At 71.3% G+C, this 21,737-nt stretch carries 6 protein-coding genes; all 6 read right to left on the bottom strand.

All coding sequences use genetic code 11. The features are described from left to right. Positions 1-17 precede the first annotated feature (17 nt). Positions 18-5,327 carry a hypothetical protein gene (locus ABNQ39_RS26545; RefSeq protein ID WP_376964059.1) on the bottom strand — a complete coding sequence of 1,770 codons (5,310 nt, stop codon included), beginning with the start codon at positions 5,325-5,327 and terminating at the stop codon, positions 18-20. 14 nt (positions 5,328-5,341) lie between these two features. Continuing rightward, positions 5,342-6,442: a hypothetical protein gene (locus ABNQ39_RS26540; RefSeq protein ID WP_376964056.1), complete on the bottom strand. Its 1,101-nt coding sequence runs from the start codon at positions 6,440-6,442 to the stop codon at positions 5,342-5,344. A gap of 5 nt (positions 6,443-6,447) precedes the next feature. After that, positions 6,448-8,079, bottom strand: a complete 1,632-nt coding sequence (locus ABNQ39_RS26535) for a hypothetical protein (protein WP_376964054.1) — start codon at positions 8,077-8,079, stop codon at positions 6,448-6,450. A gap of 72 nt (positions 8,080-8,151) precedes the next feature. Next, entirely contained in the window at positions 8,152-17,901 is a 9,750-nt protein-coding gene (locus tag ABNQ39_RS26530) for a DUF6603 domain-containing protein (RefSeq protein WP_376964052.1), read from the bottom strand. A gap of 5 nt (positions 17,902-17,906) precedes the next feature. Then, positions 17,907-19,040 (bottom strand): hypothetical protein, encoded by a 1,134-nt coding sequence (locus ABNQ39_RS26525; RefSeq protein ID WP_376964049.1) that lies wholly within the window; start codon positions 19,038-19,040, stop codon positions 17,907-17,909. Between the two features lie 21 nt (positions 19,041-19,061). Then, complete coding sequence (locus ABNQ39_RS26520) at positions 19,062-21,632, bottom strand: lipase family protein (RefSeq protein WP_376964046.1); 2,571 nt, start codon at positions 21,630-21,632, stop codon at positions 19,062-19,064. Positions 21,633-21,737: the final 105 nt, after the last annotated feature.

Genomic DNA, 21,737 nt, shown 5'->3' with positions numbered 1-21,737 from the left:
CGGCGGCGCGGGCCGCGTCAGCCGGCGGTGACCGGCAGGTCCAGCTCGCTGGAGACCGGCGCCTGTCCGTTACCGGAGATGGTCAATGTTAGCACAGTCGAGGCCGATGGCGCTGTAATGGTTGTCTGACCCGTCTGTTTTGTCGCGTCGAGCGGAACTGATATCGCGGCTTGGTTGCCGACCGCCAGGGTTGCCGACGCGGCGTTCAATGTCTGGTAGCTGACCGTCACGGTGGCGCCGGGGGTGGCCGGGCTCGGCGTCGCGCTGAGCAGCTGGACCTGGAGATACTGTCCCGGCCCGAGATGGGCGACCAGCGGCCCGCTTCCCGCACCCGGACCATAGGCGGTCAGCGTGTAGTCCTGACCGCTGGTGCTCAGGGTCGGCGATCCCGGAGACGGATTGACCACGTTGTAGGTGACCTGGGTCAGGCTGGAGTCGGTGTAGCGGAACCAGCGGATGCGCACCGGGTTGAAGGTGACCGTCGCCGTCTGGTTGACCGGCCCCTGATAGCCCAGCGCCTGCAACGAGAAGGTCACGCTGGACTGGTTGCCGCTCAGATAACTGCCGGGAATTACGCTCTGCTGCCCCTGGGCGCCGACGCGCTGCGCGCCGCTGGGGGTGGACAGATAGAGCGGGGTGACGGCGTAGGTGCTGCTCCAGCTCAACACCGCGCTGGCGTCGGTGTCGATCGGGCCGCCCGGATCGCAGGACAGCGTGGCGCTGACCGGCCCGAGATAGGCGGTGGTGACGGCCTGCTTGAACTGACGGTCGTCGGTGTAGAGCTGGAGCGTGTAGATCGTCTGCGCCTGCGACACCGGCATCTGCAGGCTGTCGGTGAAGCTGCTGCCCTGCACCGGGCGCTTGATGTTGCCGGGCTGGATCAGCACGTAGCTGCCGCCCGAAACCGTCCAGTTCAGCGTCGTCGACTGCCCCTGCGCGACGGTGATGGGGTTGGCGTAGAATTGCTGGATCGCCAGCGGCTGGTTGGTTTTGGCGATGGTGACGGCCGTGGTGCCGCCACCGGTGAAGCTCTCCTGGACCGGGAAGGCGGCGGTGCCGACCGCATCGTTGACCACCAGATTGTTGATGTAGACCGACAGGCTGGCTCCCGCCGCCAGGGCCGGGCCGGTCAGCTTGATGTAGGGCGGGTTGGTGCTGAAGAAGGGCAGGGCCAGCCATGCCGGGGCGCTGGTGGTCACCGAAACCCCGCCCAGGCTGGTGGCGATGGCGTCGGCGCCGGTGCCCACCGGAATCTTGACGTAGATGGTCTGGGTGCCCGTCAGCGCCGTCGTCGCGTTGGGGTTGGTGACGGTCAGCGTCGGCGCGGTCGTCGCGCCGATGATCAGGCTGTTGGGGTCGAACCGGTATTGGTAATAGGGCGGTGTGGTCGCCGTCGGGGCCGCTGCCATGGCTTTGTACCTCTCGTGGAACTGCATGTGGGCGAGTTTCTGGTCGGCGACGGGCTGGGCCGTCTTGAGCGAGCCGCCGGACTGGCCATTGGAGGGGCCATTGGAGGGGGTGGGAACCAGCCCCAGCCAGCCTTCGCGCGCCGCCGGTATGGCCGTCGGCAGAAGTGCCTGGGGCTGGCTGCTCTTCAGGTTCGCGACCGTCTCCCACACGGTGACCCCGGTCCTGGCGATCCACGACCAGGTGCCGGAGACGTTGCCGGGCAGCGGCATCTGCACCTCGCGCGGGTCGATCAGCAGCGGCCCGACGCGGAAGGTGGCCAGCAGGGTGTTCATCGCCGAAACGACCCCCGGCGGCAGCGAGACCGTCTCCACCGGCAGGATGCCCGAGACGGCGGGGATGGAGCCGCGCGGGTCCATCAGCACCGTCAGCCGGTGGACCGGCCCGTCGGGCAGCAGGGGGAAGGACGGGTCGGGGTTCAGATAGCCCGAGGTGGTGGCCGGGCCGCTCGCCGCCAGCAGGGCCGGCAGCCGCGCCATCGCCCTGCCGAGGTTGCTGCGCGGGTTGCCGGTCCGCGAGGACAGGGCGCGGCGCACGGTGCCGAAGGCGGTGTCGAAGCCGCGCAGCGGATTCAGCAGCGAGTAATCGTCGTCGAGGAAGAAGCCGAGCGCGCCGTTGCCGTCATAGGCGATGTCGCCGACATAGACGGGGAAGGGCATGGCGGTGACGCCGCCGTCGTCGTTCTGGCCGGTGGCCGCCCAGGACTGGTCGTAGGCCGGGTCGCCGTCGAGATGCAGCGCGATGTCCGCCCGCACCACCGCCACCGGCTGCCCGATCAGCACCGCGAGATTGTCGCCGTCCGGCTGCGGCGTCGCCGTGGTGCGCCACAGCGTGACGTCGATGACGTCCAGCAGATCCTGCAACGCCTGATCGCCGGAGACCGGCCCCTGGGCCAGCAGCCCCTGCACGAAGCCGAGAAGATGGGCGTTGCCGATGGCCGGCGGCGACCCCAGCGGCAGGTTCAGCCCCGGTGCCGGATCCCAGCGGATGCCGCGGCCGGTGTCGGTCTCCACCGGCAGGATCTCGCCCAGCGGCGTCCCGTCGGCGGCGAACACCTGCACGCTGTTGTCCAGATGGTTGGGCAGCAGCCAGCCGGCGACCGGGCTGGTCAGGTTGGACGAGTTGGTGGGGATCGCATCGTCCCCGGCGTCCAGCAGAGTGAGCGCCACGCGGGCCGGCTGCTGGATGCGCGGCGCCACCTGGACGAAGCGCTTGTTGTCCTGGCCGCCGGCGTCCGGGGTGGTGACGCTCTTGGAGCGGATCGGCAGCACGTCCTGGCCGGGGTTGGTGGTGCGCAGGATCTGTCCGAAGGCGTCCACCACCCAGAGCTGGTTGATGACGTAATGGCCGGACCGCACCGGGTAGAAGGCCGGTGCGCTGCCGTCGGTCCCGCTGCCCGGCAGCGGCACGACGGACGGCGCCAGCTCCAGCCAGGACTCGATGGCCGGATCGTCGCTGGTCAGCTCCGTCATCTGGCCCTGCTGCATCAGCATGAACCCGCCGAAGCCGCTCAGCGCCTCGGTGACGATGTCATACTCGGCGATGTCGGCGGCGGCCTGGGTCAGGGCGTCCTGCTGGTACTGCGGCAGCTCGTCGAAGTTGGGATTGAGCGTGACCAGATCGTTCAGCTTCTCCGCCAGCCCGGCGGCGATCTGGGTGCCCACCAGCGACCGGCCGCTGATGGTCTCGCTCGCGGTGCCGATGGAGTTGCCCGTCCAGCTGTAGTCGAAGCCCTCCAGCGTCCAGCCGTCGAGCATGCCGGCGGCGGCGTCCGCGGTCGGATACCAGGTGACCTGCCAGTCGATGTAGAGCGGCGTCCAGGGCGGCGACCAGGGCAGCACCGACCGCTTCAGCGGCACGACGCCGGTGAAGCCGACGGCGGCCCCCACCGTCTCCTCGTTGTAGGGGGTGGCGGGGGTGGCGTTCCACGGTGCGGTCTGCTGGGCGGCGATGGTGGCGGCCAGCGTGTCCAGCTGCGCGGACGTCGGCGTGACCCCGGCCTTCTGATAGGCGATGGCGGCCAGGAAGCGCGCGTTGGAGGTGTCGAACAGCATCACCTCGACCAGATAGTCGGTCATCTCCTTCGGCACGCCGGAATTGGCCGGCGGCAGGGTGGGGACGCGGCTGGTCAGGTCATTGGCATCGATGGTCTGGGTGGTGCCGCCGACCGGCTCGATCACCGTCAGCGCCGACACCGTCTGGCCGGTGAAGCGGCTGAACAGGCTGTCCTCGGGGCCGCCGTCGGTGCCGGGCGGCAGCAGGCGGGTGTCCTGCTGGGCGCCGGCCACCATGACCGTCGTCGCCGCCGGGGCGTGGAACCGCGTGTCGCCGTTGCTGGACAGCACGAACGCGGTGCCGAGCAGGCCTAGCAGGGCCGTCCTGTCGGTCTCGACGGCGGCGGCCTGGGCGGTGCGCTGGGCGTCGAGCGTCGTCAGCGTGGCCATGACGGCGTCGATGGCGTCCTGGACCGTCTGGGTGTCCGGCGAGAAGGGGCCGAGCTGCTGGAGCTTGTAGACCAACGCGAAGAGCTGCCAGACATTCGAGGCGATCAGCTGGCTGGTTGCGTCGAGCGCCGCCTGATCGTCGTTGAGCGCGGTCAGCGCCTGGGTCTGGGCCGGCGACAGGTCGACCGTCTGCAGGGTCCGGCCGCGGTCGGAGGGATCGTAGTCGGGCCGCGCCACCAGCCAGACGGTGCCACCGTCGGCCTTGGCGAAGCGCGCCTCCAGCGTTCGGGTGGCGAACACCGACGGCTGCTGGAGATAGTCGAACACCAGATCCTGCTGCACCGCGAGGATCAGATCCTCCAGATCGGGCTGGTTCAGGATATTGGCCATCCAGGCGGCAATCGCCTCGACGCCGGTGCCGCCGACGGCGACCGACACCGGATTCTGGCCGTTCAGCACCGGGTCGCGCGGGTAGCTCTGCTGCGGTCCGTTCCACGCCATGCCGAACACCATGCCGTGGCACAGCGTCTGGCTGGCGAGCTGCATCTGGATCGCCGGGATGGCCGCACCCCCGCTGATCGGATTGGCCGCCTGCCAGTCCTGCCAGGCCGCCTCCGCCGCCGCCAGCCCGGACTCGCCATGGACGTTGAGCAGCAGCGTGCTCAGGATCGACTGCCACGCGTCCTCGGTGGTGAAGCCCTGCGGGTCGGCGTCGGTGACGCCCAGCAGCGGATCGAAGTCCGAGGGGCTGTACCAGCCGAGCATGGCGTAGGTGACATTGCCCGCGGACACGTCCGACAGACTGTCGTAGAAGCTCAGCACGTTCAGCGTGTTGTCGTAGGTGACCACCCAGCTGACGGAGCCCGGCCCGACCGACCGCAGCAGCGGCTGCGCCGGACCGGCCGGGTTGGTCCAATTGTCGAAGGTGAAGGCGCGGCCGACCCACTGGGTGTTGCCGGTCTGGACGGGGTCGGGATAGGTGTTGCTGCCCTCCCCCATGTCGCCCAGGAAATCGCCCTGCAACACCCACACGGTGAACACCGGAGCGGCGCCGGGCGTCGTCACCACCGAGCGGGCCACCAGCCAGCGGTTCGGGATCGGCGGGAACAGGACCGATCCGTCGGGCTGCTGGTGCCCCTGGCGGTAGCCCATCGGCAGGGTCGCCTGCAAATGGGCGCCGGTGCCGGGGGGGGCGTTGGCGGGACGGAGCTGGAAGGGCTGCGGCTCGGGATCGACGTTCGCCGGAACCTTGCGGTAGTCGATGGCGAGGTCGGCCCAGCTGCCCTGCTGGTTGGGAACGCCGACCAGCAGGCATTCGATGCCGATCGGCACGAACAGGCTGGGACCGGGCCACAGCGGATCGACGATGGTGTCGGACGCAGAGGCGGCGGCGGTGTTGGACTGGGTATCCGTCATGGTCTGCGCTCCGATCAACCCGCGATCCGGCCCACGGCGGGGGCGGTGGGTTCAGTCTGGGCGCTGGCGCCCCATTGGCCCGTCGGGGCGCTGGCGCCCCATTGGAAGGACTGCATGCCGGCCGCCCGCACCATCTGCACGGCGAACTCGGCGGCGGTGAAGGTGCCGGCGCTGTCCAGCGCGCCCAGCGTCCTCATGGCCGTCTGAAGCGAGGCGGCCGAGGCGGCGACGTCGAGCACGCCGGCCGCCGCGCCGCTTCGCATGGCGACCGCCGCCTGCTGGCCCTGGATCTGCTGGCCGGCGGGATAGCCGCCATAGCCGAGTCCGCGCAGGAAGCTCATGTAGCCGCTGGGGAAGCTGGTGGTCGGGCGGACGCCGAAATGCAGGCTTTCCGGCGGCTGGAGGAAGTTCACCACCCGCGGCAGCCCGTCGAACAGGGCGATCAGCACATCGTCCGACAGGCGGTCGAGCCGCAGGAGCGGCAGCTTCTGGGTGGCGGCATCGTCGGCATAGGCGCTGACCTCCACCCCCGGCCAGCCGGAAACTGCGGCCGAGCGGATCAGCAGCCCGGTGATCGGGCCGGTCGCCGTTCCGCCCGCGGCACTGGATTGGGCGGCGGCGGCCTTCAGCGCGGCACCGGCGCGGCTGTGGCCGCTGGTCGCCTTGGCGCGCAGCGACGGACGCACCGTCGAGCTGTGCGACAGCGCCTGATCGACCAGCTGTTCGATGGTCGCCATCATCTGCACGGAATCGGCGCTGGTCGACAGCCCGATGCTCACCGCGCCCTCCAGCAGCCGGTGGATCCAGTTGAGGTCGACATAGAAGAAGCGGATCGATTCCTTGGGCAGCATCCGCCCGTCGGGCGTGATGTACTCGAACGGCACGCCGTAGAGCAGCGCCGCGCGGGCCAGCCAGTCGATGACGGCGGGAGGCGGGTCCGGCAGCTCAACGGTGGGCTGCGTGGCCGCCGCACCGGAGGCGGCGGGAGCGACGGCGGCCGGCAGGGCGACGCGGGCGTGCGCCGGGCCGGAGCGCAGCGCGGCCAGCGCCGGGGCGGTCGCCGTGTCGATGAGCGCCTGCAAGGTGGCGGCGCGGTTGCTGATGGCACGGTCCATGACGATCACTCCGCGGAAGGGCCGAATACGTGGTCGAGCAGCGCCTCCAGCGGATCGGCGGCACCCGTCGCGGACTCCGCGGCAACAGCAGCCTTCACGCCGGTTGTCCGCAGGCCGTTACTTTGCAGGCCTGGAGCCGCCGCGACCGGCGGCCGGTCCTCGCGGCGGATCCGGCGGGGAATGCCGGACAGGCTTCCGCCATCGGCGGCGGGAACCGCCACCTTCCGCCCCGCCAGCCCGGCGAACGCCTGGGCCAGCGCCACGGCGGCGGTCTGGTGCGAGAGGGCAAGCGTGCGCCCGCCATTCCCCGGTCCGGCGGCCGGCAGCGCGCGCATCGTCTCCACCGTGACCGGCAGCGCATCGGCGATCTGCCCGAGCACCACATTGGCGGCGACCGCCTGATGGAACTCCTTGCGCCACAGGAACATCAGCCGGGCGAAGGTGGAGTCAGACAGGGCGAGCAGCCGGCCGATCTGCCAGGCGGCGGCCTGCGACACGTCGAACAGCGCCGTGGTCGGGTCGTAGCGGATCGCCTGATCGCTGAAGACGAACGGCCCCAGCCCGTCGGCCTTGGTCGGCACCGCGCTGGCCGGGCCGCGGTACCAGGCCGTCGCCTGCTCGCCCACCCGCATGCGGTAGGTCAGCGGCACATAGCCCATCCCGAGCCCCATGGCGGCGATGGCGGACGGGTCGTCGGCGTTCCCGTTGCCGGAGGCCGGGATCGGCAAATGGGGCATCTGCACCAGATCGACGCCGCCATTGTCGGGCAGGGCCTGCATGATCTCGATGAAGTCGCCCCTGGAGACATCGGCCTGCACCTTCCACCACGCCAGCGACGCGAAGCGGATGGTGGTGTAGGTGGAGGGAATGGTGCTGCCGGCCAGATGGTTCTGGTGGCCTTCCAGCGAGACCAGGAACAGGTAGTTCACCGCCCCCGGCTGAAGCGTCCGGTTGCCGACGACGATGGAGAAGGTGCCATCCTCGTCGAGCCCCAGGATCTCCTTGTGATCGGTGTTGACCTCGCGCACATGGGCCAGCCAGGACAGGTCGGCCAGCGTCGGCGCCACCGACTGGAACAGCGTCACCGGCAAGTCCAGCAGCAGCAGGCCCGTCTGCATCTCGGCCTGCGAGACGCCCGACAGCTGCGGTCCCAGCACCGCCGGGTTGGTCGGCTGGACCAGATCGGACACCGTCCCGCTGTGCACGGGCGAGGGGGCGGCGACCGCGCCGGCCTCGCCGCCCAGCTCGGCGGCGGTCACCGTGAGCAGGCCGATCCACGGCGCCGGAACGCTGTCCGCCGGCGGGACGCTGCCGTCCAGCGTGCGTTCCCACGGCAGCGTGCGCCGGCGCAGCACCACGTTGGGCAGCGTGTTCTCCCAGGAGCCCGTCTGGTTGGCCGGCGGCATCACCGATTGCAGGTCGCCGGGCGCCAGGGCGAAGCGCGGCCCCTGGATCTGCAAGGTCTGCACCGCCGTGTAGGTGGGGGGCGTGTCCTGATCCTTGATGCCATCCACGGTCTGGGTGGCGCTCAGCCGATAGGTCCCGGCAGGCAGCGGCGGCAGGGCCGCTTCGCTGAACCGGATCTGGCCGGATTGCAGCGCGTCGCCGTCACCGGCCAGCGCGATCGCGTTCGACATGTGGGATCCCCTTCCTCACGAACCTGTCCTGCCAATCGCCCCCACCCCGCCGGGGCGGGGGCACCCGCACCGCTATGCCGCCTCGCTGCGGACGAACCGCAGCAGGGTCGGGCCGCCGGCCTTCGCCGCTCCAGCCCGTCCCAGGCCTTGGCCCAGGGCCGAACGCGGCGCCACGCTGCGCCCCAGCGCCGGGAGCGACAGCCCGTCCCAGCCGGCCTCCACCTCGGCCGGCGTGCCGGCCAGACCGTAGACGCCGGCCAGCCCCTCGACGCCGCGCACCAGGACGGCATGCCGCTCGCCGTCACCGGCGGCTTCGGCGGTCCCCGTCGCGGCCAGAGCCGCCGCGTCGTAGAGCAGGATGGTGCCATCGCCGGCCGCGATCCGGGCCGCCGGGGTCGCCGCGACGCCGTACTCGACCGTCCAGGGGGAACCGGTCGCAGCGATCTTCACCGTCACCGCATCGGCATCCGCCCTGCGGTCCAGCACCACCGCGACGGTTCCGACGGTGTGGCCGAAGACGGTCTCCACCCAGCCCGGCGCGGTGCTGCCGACACCGGTCTGGACGCGGTTGCGGGTCAGCATCGCCGCCCCTTCCACCGGTCCCCGTGCTGCAATCGGCGCCGCATCGCGCTGGCCGCGCTGCGGGCGCGGTCCGGCCTGGGGCCGCACGGTGCAGCCGCTGCCGAGCAGGGTGTAGCGGTCGGCCTGGACCAGCGTGCTGTGCCGGTTCCAGCCCGCGACCGGCGCCGTCCCGGCACTGTCCACCCCGACCAGCGTCACCTGGGCGGTGTCGGCCGGCAAAGGCTCGGCAGTGCTGCCGGCCGGCGAGACCAGACGGCTGGACAGGATGCGGCCGGCCTTGTCGAAGGCGTGGACCATCACCGGGGTTCCGCCCGTCAGTTCCAGCATCGGCACCCCCGCCCCCCGTCCGGCATCGAACACCGCGACGGATCCGGGCTGGAGACTGAGGCCGGCCTCGATGGCGGACGGCGCGCTTCCCGCACCGGCGAGCGTCCGGGCGCCGCCGCGCGTCGGACGGACGTCGGCATCGGCCCAGCGCATCGTCACCCGCGGCGCCGGCAGCAGCACCGATCCCTTGCGGGCCGCAGCACCGGCCATTTGGATGCGCCGCGGCGCCGCTGCGGGCAGCGCGTAGGCCTGCAAGGAACCGAGCAGCCGCGGGGCGAGCGGACCCTCCACCGCCGCAACCCTGGCGGCGCGCTTGGGCTGCGGCGCCGTCAGCGCCTGCGGACCGGAGGTCGCAAGGTCGAAGCCGAGCTTGGCGAGGCTGGGCGCCGCCTGGAAGATCTGGTCGGCGAAGCTCGCCATCACCGACAGGTTCTGGTCGACGATGACCGCGACCTGGGCATCCTCCAGCGCCTGCATCACCTGGCTGCGCAGGGTCGAGGGCGTCGGCGCCATGATGCTGCCCATCAGGACGGCGAAGCGGCCGTCCTGCGACAGCGCCGCCGGTGCGGTGTAGACGGGGGTGACGGCGAAGGGCAACGGCAGCGGGTCGGCCTGCTCGTAGCCGAAGGAGGTGAGCAGGTCCATCGGCGCCAGCGTGTCGACCACATGGTCACCGGTGGCGGCCAGGGTCATGCCGAAGGCGGCACCGGCGATGAAGTCGGAGGACGGCTTGCCCACCGGGTCGAAGGCCTGCGTCGACCACATCGCCGCCGCCGCACCGCCCGACAGGGTTGCCGGCGTCAGGCCGGGCCGGTCGATGGACAGGGTGCTCCAGGCCCCCTGATCGTCCTGCGATTCCAGCGTGACGGCCATCGCGGTCGTGATGTCCGGCAGATCCATCGGCGGGATGCCGAGCGACGGGCTGGAGGCCTGATAGCTGGACTCCGCCACGGTGACGGTGGAGGCCGGCATCACCGACCGCAAATCGATGGCGAAGGGGGCGGACTGGACCGTCGGCCCGAACTCCCCGGTATCGCTCAGCAGGCCGCTGCTGACCTGGATGTTGACGACCACCTGGGTGGCGTCCGCACCGTCCGTGTTGCCGGAGGATGTGCCGTCCCCCTCCGCCGCCGCCAGCATCATCGACGCCGTCCGGGCATTTGCCAGGGGAGCCGTCTGCGAGTCCGGCTGCGGCAGCATGCGCGCCTCGAACTCCTCCCAGCTCAGCGGCTGGGTGCTGGACAGATCCTGACCCTGGTCGCCGAAGGGGATGGTGAAGGAGATGACGTACCAGCTGACCTTGACCTTGCCGGCGGTGGGCGGCCCCCACAGCTCCAGCCCGGCCCCCAGCTCGGCGGTCAGCGTCACCTTGACGCCTGCGACCTCGAAGCCGAAGGAGACGCCGACCGACACCTGCACCCCGGCATAATAATAGAAGGGCTGCCAGGCGATCAGGAAGTCGGCCCCGGCGTTGAACCACGCCTTGAGCGGCCCGGCCTTGAACAGCGCCTTCAGATAGCCGCCGGCCATGATCATCGACGGCGTCAGGGCGAAATAGGTGCCGCCCGACACGCCGACCGTCATGGCCGAGCTGCTCAGCACCGGCCAGTCGAAGCCCAGACGCGGCACGTTGGGGTAATGGTCCGGCGGCTGGAAGGACGGGTTGTAGCCGCCCAGCGTGATGACGAAATCGCCGGCATAAGGATTGGAGCCGAACCAGAATTTCGCGGCGAAGCCGCCGGTCAGCTTGCAGTCCTTCGCCAGCAGGAACGAGCTGGGGGTCAGCTGGGCGGTGACCGAGATCTCGCCCTCGTCCGGCTTGAACGAGGCGACCAGCGCCAGCTCGATGTAGGCCAGCGCCGCGGACGGCGAGACCTGCGGCGGCAGGGTGGCGGTGGCGACGCCGATGACGTCGATCTCGAACTCCCGCCCGAACTTCACCAGCAGCATGGCGAAGACGTCGAGGATCTGGAAGCTGGAGAATTTCAGGCCGGCGGCGACCCAATAGCTGCCGATCTGCGGATAGACGTCCTGCGACAGCACGGCGAGCGCGCTGGCCGGCGTCGGATCGCTGCCGAAGGTCGCCTGGGAAATCGCGCCCTGGATCAGCGGGAAGGACATGATGTTCCCGGCATCGGGAACGATGATGTTGCGGTTGACCGAGAAGCCGCCGGCCACGCCGTTGACGAAGAAGGCCGGCACGCCGCCCAGCGGCGCGTTCAGGTTCAGGAAGACGAAGAAGGACACCGCCTTGTCGCCGTCGGGCCTGTCCGGATCGACCGGGATCAGCGCGAAGGAGCCGACGGCGTAGAGCGAGAAGCTGCCCGCCTTGACCAGAAGCTGGCCGTCGTAGCGCAGCGGGTTGTTCTGCTTCAGCAGCCCGCCCGACACGCTGACCGAGCCGCCGCTGAAGGACACCGACAATCCCGCCAGATCAAGGCTGTACTGGCTGTAGTCGGTGATCTGGGTGACGTTGACGCTCACCGACAGGTCGATCAGCTCGACGTCCAGCCCGGCCAGCGTCAGGCCGCCGTCGAACAGCACGCTGCCGATCTTGGTCGGGTTGTCCCAGCCGATGCCGACCTTGTTGGCATGGACCGGGCCGAAGCTGCGCTGCACCGGCAGCCAGATGCGGGTCTGGCTGCCGCCGTTGCTGTCGTACAGCTCGACGCCCAGATCCTCGCCGGACATCCAGCCGGCGCGCATCGAGAAGCCGGGATTGGCTGCCGGATTGCCGGCCGATGTGGTGTCGCCCGACCCCAGCAGGTTCTGCGCGACCGGGTTGGTGTTGGCGCCCGGCGTCAGCGTGTCGGGGGCCAGCGAGATGGCGATGTCCTCGACATCGACGCCGCCGCCATAGGCGGTGATCGGATCGGACTGCGCGAAGTCGAAGGTCAGCAGGCCGCGCGGCTTGATCTTCGCCAGCTGGAAGCGGCTGAAATCGACCAGCGGGGTGCCCGCCTTGCCCTGGAAATCGACGCCGATGTTGATCAGGCGCAGCTTGACCGCGGTGAAGTCGGGGATCAGCCCGTCGACCGGCAGGTAGGCCGCGACGCCGGGCTGGTACTGCGACGGGTCCGCCCCGGTCAGCGCGATCCATTCGGTGTCGGTGGCGCCCAGCTGGAAGACCAGATAGGGCACCTGCTTCAAGGACAGGCCGGTGGCGGCGAAGCGCACGCCATAGCTGCCGTCCGGTCCGGGTTCCAGCCAGATGCCGCCGCCGTCGGGGAAGGACAGCACCTGGATCTGCGTCTGGGTCAGCGCCTTGAGGAAGCCGGCCAGGAAGCCTTCGACGCCGAGCGACTGCAACGACGCCAAGTCGTTCAGCGCATAGGCGCCGCTCTCGGTCACCAGAAGCTGCGAGGCGGTCAGCACCTGCCCGGCCGTCAGGGTCGAGCCGGTGAACAGCGGGGCGTTCAGCCAGCTGACCACCGTCTGGGTGTTCAGCACCACGACCGAGACGTAGCGCGGCAGCGCCTGCACCATCACCCCTTCCAGCCAGACGGCCAGCGCCGCCTCAAGCCGGCCGGCATAGCCGTCGCCCGTCGCCACCCCGAACGGCAGCGGCAGCAGCTCGGCGTTCAGGCTGCTGGAGACGCCGGCCGTCATCAGGGGATCGACCGCCGCGGCGACGACGCCGCCGGCACTGTCGTAGGTCACCGTCAGGCCCGGCCCCTGGCCGAGCGCGATGATCGCCTGGGCCGACAGCCCGAACTGCACGCGCGCCTCGGGCGTGCCGGTCAGCGGCACGCCGACGCCGGTCGGGGTCAGCGCCACCACCACGCTGTCGGCGGCGGTGACCGACAGGGTCGCCCAGATGCCGGCGAGCGTCTCGGCGCCCACGGTGCGCACGCCGGCCATGACGGTGACCGGCACCGATTTGGACGGCGCATAGACCAGCAGGCCGCCGTCGCTCGACACGCCGCTCAGCGCCAGCTGCAACAGGCTGGCGACGGCCGACGCGGTGGCGGCCGCCTGCTCCGGCTGCAATCTTTCGCGCAGCCACGCCAGCGCCGCCGCCTCCAGCGCCGCCGCGTCGGGCTGTGCGGCGATGAGGGACTGCACCAGCCCATTGATGTCCAGCGAGGCCGCGGTGCTGCGCAGCGCCGTGACGAACTGCGTCAGCGTCGTGTCGCCCTCGGCGGCGAGCTGGTCGAGCAGCTTCTGGGTCAGCGTCTGCAACAGCGTCTGCGCCACTTCGGCGGCGACCTGGAGGACGAAGGTCTGCCAGCCGCCGAACGGCACGAGGTCGAGCACCGGCTTGCCGTCGCCCTCCTCGCCGACCGTCAGCGTGAAGCCCTTGTCGTAGCCGCCTTGCAGGAACAGCGGCTGGTCCAGGCCGGGAATGGCGGCGGTCAGCCGGCCGCTGCCGCTCAGGCCAGGCTGGTAGTTGGCGGTCAGCGACAGGCCGAAGCCCATCGACTGCAACTCCGCCCCGGCCAGCAGCGGCATCGCCTCGCTGAGAGCCGGCGCCACCGTGAACAGGCCGGTCGCCGGGTCGGCGGTCACCGTCACCTGCAAGCCATAGGGCAGGCCGGACAGCAGCACGCCGCCGGGCGCCTGCGCCAGGGTCAGCCCCCCGGCGCTCCCCGACGGCAGGCTGCCCAGCACCTTCTGGATCTGCGCGATGTTCAGCAGCCCGTCCTGACCGACCACCGCGTCGGACAGCAGCCAGTCCACCGGCTTCTCGAACAGGCCGAGCGCCGACTTCATCTGCCAGACGCCGGTGTCCGGATCGGGGTCGGCCAGCCCGAACGCCTGGAACAGGCTGCGCGCCAGCGGATATTTGGCGAGCAGCATGTCGTCGACCGCCTCGGCGACGAAGGTCGCCAGCACATAGGCCGGGCCGACGGCGGCAAGCTGGTCGATGAAGGCGCTCTGGTCGAACGGCCAGATCACCAGCGGCGTGGGCTGCGGGACCGACCCGTCGCCCCAGACCAGCGAGACCGTCACCGTGGGCGCCGTCACCGTGGGCGCATTGCCGCCGACCGTGTAGGTCAGGGTGGACAGCACGCTGAACCCGGCATCGGGCAGGAAGCAGTCCAGCGTAGCCGTGATGGTGCCGGTTTGCAGATCGACGCGCACGGTCAGCGACGGGTCGAGGAAGGATCCCACCGTGAAGCCGCCGCGCGGCAGCGTCAGCGTCATGATCCGGCCGTTGGCCGTGGTCAGGGTGCAGGGGCCGACGGTGAAGCTCTGCGAGCCGTGCGTCATCGCCGCGATGACCGACGAGCGGGCATCCGGATCGGACAGCAGCGCGGTCAGGCGTTGCGACAGTTCGGTAGCGGGGGCGCGGGCGACCGCCAGGATCGCCTCGGCATTGGCGGCATAGCCGTGATCCGCGTCGGTCACCAGCCCGAGCCCGGCCAGCATCGCCAGCAGCGGCTCCGGCATCGCCGGCAGCGAGAAGCCCAGCGTCGCATCGATGGCCTGGAACAGCAGCGGCTGCACCGTCGCGTCGGCCAGCGCCGCCATCAGCCGGTCGGTCAGGAAGCCCAGCGGACTGGACACCAGCGCCGTGAAGCCGCCGGGGTCGATGCCGTAGGGGCCGTCGGCACTGGCCGCCGGCACCGCCAGCCCGAGGTCGGCGAGGACGCCGTAGACCAGCTGGAAGGTGTCGTCGCCCTTGAAGGCCGCGGCGGCCACGCCGATGGCGGCGTTGACGATGGACAGCAGGGCGCTGTTGGCCGACGGATCGAGCGTGCCGTCCAGCACGATCACCGTGCCGTCGGTCTGCTTCGCCGCCAGGACCGGGGTCGCGGCGAAGCCCGCCGTTCCGCCCGACAGGTCCATGGTCAGCACGACGCCCAGCGTCACGCTCTCGACGGCGACGCCGTCGACCGTGACCAGGGTGCCGCCCGTGCCGCTCAGCACGGTCTGCACCGACAGGCCCGGAACGCCGGAGGCGGCGACCGGCTCGCCGGTGCTCCAGGAGATGCCCATCGGGTCCAGCCGCACGCTGGTCACCGCAGTGACGTCGCCCGCCGTGTAGGACAGCAGCGTCGACAGTCCGGGGACCGCCATGGTCTGGCCGGAATCCTGCCACAGCGTGCCTTGCAGGTTCCACGGCACGTCGAGCGGCACCCTGTAGGGATCGAGCTGGGTGCCGGTGCCGGCGACGGGCGCCGCGGTTTCGTCCGTGCCGTCGATTGCCCAGCCCAGCAGGCCCAGCACCGCGGCGGCGCGGTCCGGCGTGGACAGCACCGACTTCAACTGGGCCCGGACCTGGCCGATGGGATCGGTGAAGCTGGTGGGGGCCAGCACCGGCATGCCGTCGGGCCAGTCGATGCCCTGCGGCATGAACGGCCCCAGGTTGGGCAGCAGCCCGAGCCAGCCGTCGAGCGCCAGCCCGCCGCGGCGCTGCGCGCGGTAGAGCGCCACACCCAGCACCCCGGTCAGGATGGCGCCGAAGGTGGCGGCCTGATCGGTGACCAGCTGCGACAGCCCGGTGGCGTCGGAATAGTTCATGTCGGTGCCGACCGGCTCCGGCACGCCATCGACCACCAGGGTCGGGGCCGCCACCGACATCGACCAGTGCCAGCCGTCGTAGGGGCTCCAGTAGAGCGACAGGCCGCCCTTGTCGATCTGCAGCGAGGCTCCGGCCACCGCGGGCGTCGACACGCCGGACGGCAGCCCGCCGTAGACGCCGATGCCCGGCAGGATCTGCGCCGACTGGATGCCCTGGCCGGCAGCGGCGCCGGCATCGAGCCCCAGCGCCTCGATGCGGAAGGCGAGGTCCAGCGTGTTGCCGGCGATCGGCAGCGTCGCCCCGACGCCGAGGCCCAGCACCAGCCGCTTGGCCGCACCGTTCGAGGTCTGGGCGTCGGCGATGTAGGCGACCAGCGCGGCAGGGCTGCCCGCCGGACCCAGAATCATGCTCCAGGGATCGCCGCCGGTGCCGGACCCGGTCACGCCGCCGCTGCCGCCGCCGACCTGCCGCAGCACGGTGCCCAGCGCGTCCACCATGAAATAGAAGGGCGGCTGGCCGTCGACCTGCACGTCGCCGCGGATCAGCGCCGCCCAGTAGCGGCTCAGCGCCTCGACCGGGAACTGGATGGAGTTGGGCAGCCCGGACAGGCTGAAGGGCGGCGTCAGCGACGACGGCCAGGCCGTGGCGCCCGGCGGCGGGGCGACGCCGAGCAGCGCTGCCAGCGACGGCCCGACCTCGCTGTCGGTGCCCAGGCCGAACAGCGCGTTGAAGGCGTCGCCGATGGCGGCGTTCAGCTCGGCCTCGGCCGCCGCGACGAGGTCGCCGGGCTGGGTCAGGTCGATGGTGGGATAGCTGCCGGTGGGCGTCGTCACCGACAGCAGCGAGAAGGCGGGCTGAACCGTGGCGCCGCCGTCGGCGACGATGACCGACATGCCGCCGGCCAGCGCGCCGAAGCTGTAGGTGCCGCCGAGGATGGTCCCGCTGTAGAGCGGCTGGGCGATGTCCTTATTGGCCAGCAGGATGCCGGCCTTGAAGCGGCCGGGGGCGACGCCCTGCACCCCGCCGCCGGTGGCCAGCGTGAAGTCGAGGATTTCCAGCCCGGCGCTGCCGGTCACCGCGGCGCTGGAGCTGCCCAGCACCAGAGCCGTCGAGGCGAAGGCCAGACCGGGATAGAAATGGCGCAAGCCCGCCGTATCGGTCCCGCTGCCGGCGGTCAGCCGCAGGGTGCCGACGCTGCTCACGCTGAGGACGGGCACCGCGAACGGATCGTCGCGCGTGCCGCTTCCCGACACCGTGGCGTCGGTGCCGGTCAGCCCGCCGACGGCGCCGCCCACCGCCTTCATCCAGGCGGACAGGGTCGGCCCGTCGGTGGCGAGCGCGGTGAACCAGTCGACGAAAGGCCGCGCCACGTCGCCGCCGCTCACCGCCAGGGCGATGAAGCTGTCCCAGCGCAGGATCGGCAGCAGCACGCCGTCGACGCCGGGCACGCTGGCGCCCAGCCCCAGCGCCGGCAGCAGGTAGGACAGCGACGGCTGGTCGCCGACCAGCTTGCCCAGCGCCGTCACCGCCAGCGCCGCCGCCGTCGCCAGGATCTCGGCGCCGCTGATCGCCTGGAGGTCGGCCAGCGTGAAGTCGCGGGCGCCCGGCGCGGTGGGCAGGGTCAGCTGCGTGATGACCAGCGAGACGGTCACCGCCGGGTCGGTCGCGGGCGACAGATCGACCGTCAGCCGCACGCCGGTGAAGGAGAAGCCCGCCGCGTCGATCAGCGGCCCGTCGCCGCCGGTCACCTCGAAGCCCATGGTGAAGGGATGGCCGGCCTGCCCGACCACCACCTCGACGCCGCCGTTGCCGAGCAGGGCGACCGGCACCATGCCCCAGACCTTCAGGTCGATGCTGGAGGGGCCGTCGGCCACCAGATCCAGCTCCGCCTTCTCATCCGTCCCCAGCGTCACCGTGGTGGTGTACATGACGCCGAGACCGAACACCGTCGGTGGCTCGCCGCTGCCGTTGCTGTCGGACGACACCGGCTGGGTCGCCAGATAGAGGCCGCTCGGCGTGTCGGTGCCGGGCTTGTTGATCGGATACCAGGTTCCCAGCGCCCCCGGCTCCCGCACCGGAATGCCGAGCGAACTGCCCGAGGCCTGCCCGATCAGCTGGGCGATCACCAGCGCCAGCGTGACGGCGTTCTCGCTCATGCCCTGGCCGGTCTTGCCCACCGGGTCGGTGAACCAGTCGGGGTTGAGCTGATAGACGCCCTCCTGCCCGTCGACCGGCAGCAGCAGCCCGCAGGCGACCGCAAGCTGGATGGCCGGAGCCTCGACGCCCGCCGCCTCGATCAGGATGGGGCTGGTCGCGCTGGTCAGGTCGACGGCCAGAAGATTCTCGGCCAGAACATCCGCGGCTGCGGCCCCCCGCAGCGCGTTGGAGCGCGCCGGGACGATGCCGGTGCGCGCGGTCTCTGTGGTCTCGGGCTCTATGGTCACGGGTGTCACTCCCCTGTGCGAAGCCATTGCACCAGCGCCGGCCGGCCCGGCCGGCCCGGCGCTCCGTCGCGTCCGGCATGTCCTGTCAGTCCGTCGGGAAGGCCGATCCCCCCGGCCCCGCCGCCGCCGCCCTTGCCACCGGCGCCGGGCGCGCCGTCCGCGACGTCGAGGTCGAAGGCGGATCCCGGCTGGCGGACATGCAGGTCGAGCCGCAGCAGCCCGGCATCGCCGCCGGCCCCGCCGCCGCCGCCCTCGCCGCCATGGCCGCCGTCGCCGCCCCGGCCCATGCGGTGGAAGGCGACGGCATGGCCGTAGGCCCCCGGCCCGCCGCTGCCGCCGCCGCCGCCATTGCCGCCGCGGCCCGGCCGCACCAGCAGCCGGGACCGCCCGGTCACCGTGTGGACGGTGACCGCCATGTCCCGCAGCGGCATGCCGTTCAGACCCGGCTCGCCGGCTTTGCCGCCGCCACCACCGCCACCGTCCGGGCAGTCGGTGTTGCCCATCGGGCCGGCACCGCCGCTGGCGCCGGGGTCGCCGTCGCGGCCGTCGGCGCTGGTCAGCAGCAGAGTCGCCGGTTCGACGCTGTCCGCCGTCTCCGGCCGCGCGCCGACCAGCTGCCCGATCACCAGCCGGACCGCCCCGCCCTGCACCGTCAGCCGCGCGCCCTCCATCAGGGTCAGCCGATGCACATACAGCTCCACCGGGTCGCCGAACGGCGTTTCCAGCGTCAGCTCGGCGCCGGGGCGCAGGACGATGCCGTCCAGCGCATAGCGCACCCAGGTGTGGCGGAAGGTCTGCGCCGGTTCGACGAAGGAGCGCTCGGGCACCCAGGAGATCCGCATGGCCCGCCCGTGCCGGGCGCTGTCGAGCCAGCGCCGCCGGAAGCTCTCCAGGTCGATGCCGTGGAAGGACAGCTGCCGGTCCATGAAGGCGCGGGCATCCGCCGGCATCTCCTCGTGGGCGATGGTCTGCGGCCCGGAATAGCGCGGCAAGGGCGGGTCGAAGGGGTCGATCACCCGGTTCCTCGCCGGCCTGGGCCAGCTGGAGATCACGCCAGCCTTCATGCCGGTCTTCACGGTGGGCCTGTCAGGCGCGGCGGCGGGCGCCTCGGCCTTGTCGGGCAGGGTCTTGGTGGGCATGGCAGCGCTCCGAACCGGCCGTCAGGAGGAGGAGGGGACGAATTGCAGGGTCGACGGGGTGCCGGGTTGCCCCTGCTGACCCGGATTGCCGGGATAGCCCGATGTGCCGGGAGGCTGCCCGGCGCCGCCCGGCCCGCCTGTGCCGCTCGCCCCGCCCGCTCCCCGCAGCCCGCCGAAATCCTGGAAGACCACGCTGGTTCCCGGCTCCATGGTGTCGTATCTGATGATGATGGTCGTGCCGTTGCCGCCGTTGCCGCCCCGGCCGCCATCGCCGCCCTGGCCGCCCCTGCCGCCGGCGGCACCCGAGCCGCCATTGCCGCCGGCACCTCCAGCCCCGCCCTGACCGCCGTCGCCGCCCTGGCCGCCGATCACGCGGACGACGAAAGTGCCGCTGATGGTGCCGACGGAGAAGGTAAAGGACGATGGCAGGATCCCGTTGGCCCCCCACGCCCCGCTTTGTCCCGGTCCGCCGTTCCCGCCAGGATAGCCGGGAGCACCGGAAGCCCCTGTCGCGCCCTGATACCCCGGGCTGCCATTGGTCCCGTTGACCCCCTGAACGATGATGTTGGGGTTGGCGGCGGCGCTCACTGCCATGGAGGCCATGGAGCCGACGGCAAGATGCGCCGGGCTTTCGACCGACAGGGTCGCTCCCGGCTCCAGCAGGATGGACTGGGCGACCAGGCGAAACGGCTGGCTGCCGGGCGAGCCGATGTGCAGGGCCTGTCCGGCCCGGACCAGGATCGCGTTGGTGGCGAAAACCCGGCTCCCTCCTGCGAAGACCTGCGCCGGGGCGAGCGTGCTGACCCTCGGGTCGGCGGACAACACGATGCGGCCCTGGTGAGCGGCGGTGTCGAGGACCGGGCCGGCCAGATGCCCGGGATGGAGTCCGTGGAACTCCAGCATCCGGGACAGGAAGGGCGTCAGCTCCGGCTCGGTCGCGGCGACGATGCGCGGCGTGGCGGTGGCGGCGAGCAGGCCGAGCCGGCGCGCGTTCCCCGGCAAGGCGGCCACCGGTCCGGCGGCGGACTGCATGGCGAAGGATTCCGCGGTCGCCGATATCCGGGGATTCAGCAGCGAGGTGTAGAGGGCGAGCGTATGGCCGGTGGTGCTGTTGACCGGGCTCAGCATTCCTCCCGAAAGCTGCATGGTCGTCGGCAGCGGAGCCATCAGCGACAGTCCCTGGTTGGCCGCGATCACGTCGTTCGGCCGCAGGAGCTGGTAGCTGACGCTGCCGAGCGCCGACTGGTAGGCGCCCTGGAAGCTGTAGTCGCCGAACCGGACGGTGCCGAAGCCGTAGACCGCGGCGGCGGCGGGAAGCCCGCTGTGGGGAACCAGCGCCAGGTTGTAGGCGGCGAGCGCGGCCAGGGCGCCGCCGAAGTCATGGCCGGCGAACACCAGCGGCTTGCCCGCCACGCCGGGAACAGCCGACAGGGCGGTGAACAGCGCCGCCGCATAGCCTGGATAGAAGCCGGACAGCCCTTGCAGGATACGGCCGCCTGAGGTGAACCAGGGCAGCGGCATCAGGGACCCGTTGCCCATGAAGGCCAGAAGCTCGATCCACGAGCAGGCGCCGCGCGACGCCACCACCGTGCGGTCCAGGGAGGTGTAGATCGACGCCCAGGTGACGCCGCCGACCACGACGTCGGCCGCCCGCGTGTAGCCGGACGGCAGCGGCTGCGACAGGTCCGGATGCTGGAAGCGCCCATAGGCCGCCGTCGTCAGCAGAGCCAGCGTGTAGGCGAGGTCGCCGCTGTAGCCCGTGGGAACAGGCGTCACCGTTCCGCCGTGGGACAGCTGCGGCTGGGCCGCGCCGTAGGCGGTCTGGTAGAAGGCCGGCGTGCGTTCCAGCCAGGGCACGTCGGAGGGGGGGACCGACGCGGTCAGCGTCTGGGCCGCACCGCTGAAGGCGAAGCCGGCGGGGGCTCCGGCGATCGACGGATAGAAGTCGATGCCATTGAGGTTGCACAGGAAGACCGATCCCAGCGCCGCCGTCACCGCCGTCGCATAGGAGGCGTTGCCGTAGGCTGGGGTCGAGAAGGAATAGCAGCCGGCCGCGCCGACCGGGCTGGCCATGGAACCGCCGCTGCCGTCCGGGCCGGTCTGTCCCGGCCGCAGGTCGAGGGCGGCCATCTGCGCCAGCGGTCCGGCCGGACCCATGCCGACCACCAGCAGCGGCACGTTCGAGGCGTATCCGGGCACCAGCTTCAGCTTGGCGACGGCGGCCCAGATCTGCGTGTGGATCGCGTTGTAGGCCAGCGAATAGCCCTGGGCGATCAGGGAGTCGTTGCTGCCGACCTTCAGATAGGGCGGCGGCGTCGTGGTGGTGGTGAGGAAGGACTGCTCGAAGAACGAGATGAAGGTGGCCCAATTGACCCCCACCGCCAGCACCGCGACGGGCCCGTCGATGCCGGCCACCGTGCCGGTGGCAAGCAATCCCTGGCCGCCGCCCGATGTGACGGAGCCATTCGCGAAGGTGGTCACGAGATTCAGGGTCGCCGGGAGGTAGGCTTGGCTGAGGTCTCCGCCCGCAATGTCGACCAGATCGAGCAGGGCGTTGGCGGTGGTCGCAGAATACTGGCTGACGCTTCCCATGGCACCAGGGCTCCCGGCGTGAGGATGTTGGCGGAGGAATTGGGGAAAGGGGGGCGAGACTCCGCCGGGAGGCGTCGGGCGCGCCGATCACGGCGTCCCGATGCC

The sequence above is a fragment of the Azospirillum sp. A26 genome, assembly GCF_042604635.1.
Lineage (GTDB): Bacteria > Pseudomonadota > Alphaproteobacteria > Azospirillales > Azospirillaceae > Azospirillum > Azospirillum palustre.
This window is presented reverse-complemented; position numbering and strand designations above follow the sequence as displayed.

Coding starts and splice junctions, on each gene's coding strand:
- ABNQ39_RS26545 (WP_376964059.1), bottom strand. CDS start 5,327: ATGACGGATACCCAGTCCAACACCGCCGCCGCCTCTGCGTCCGACACC.
- ABNQ39_RS26540 (WP_376964056.1), bottom strand. CDS start 6,442: ATGGACCGTGCCATCAGCAACCGCGCCGCCACCTTGCAGGCGCTCATC.
- ABNQ39_RS26535 (WP_376964054.1), bottom strand. CDS start 8,079: ATGTCGAACGCGATCGCGCTGGCCGGTGACGGCGACGCGCTGCAATCC.
- ABNQ39_RS26525 (WP_376964049.1), bottom strand. CDS start 19,040: ATGCCCACCAAGACCCTGCCCGACAAGGCCGAGGCGCCCGCCGCCGCG.
- ABNQ39_RS26520 (WP_376964046.1), bottom strand. CDS start 21,632: ATGGGAAGCGTCAGCCAGTATTCTGCGACCACCGCCAACGCCCTGCTC.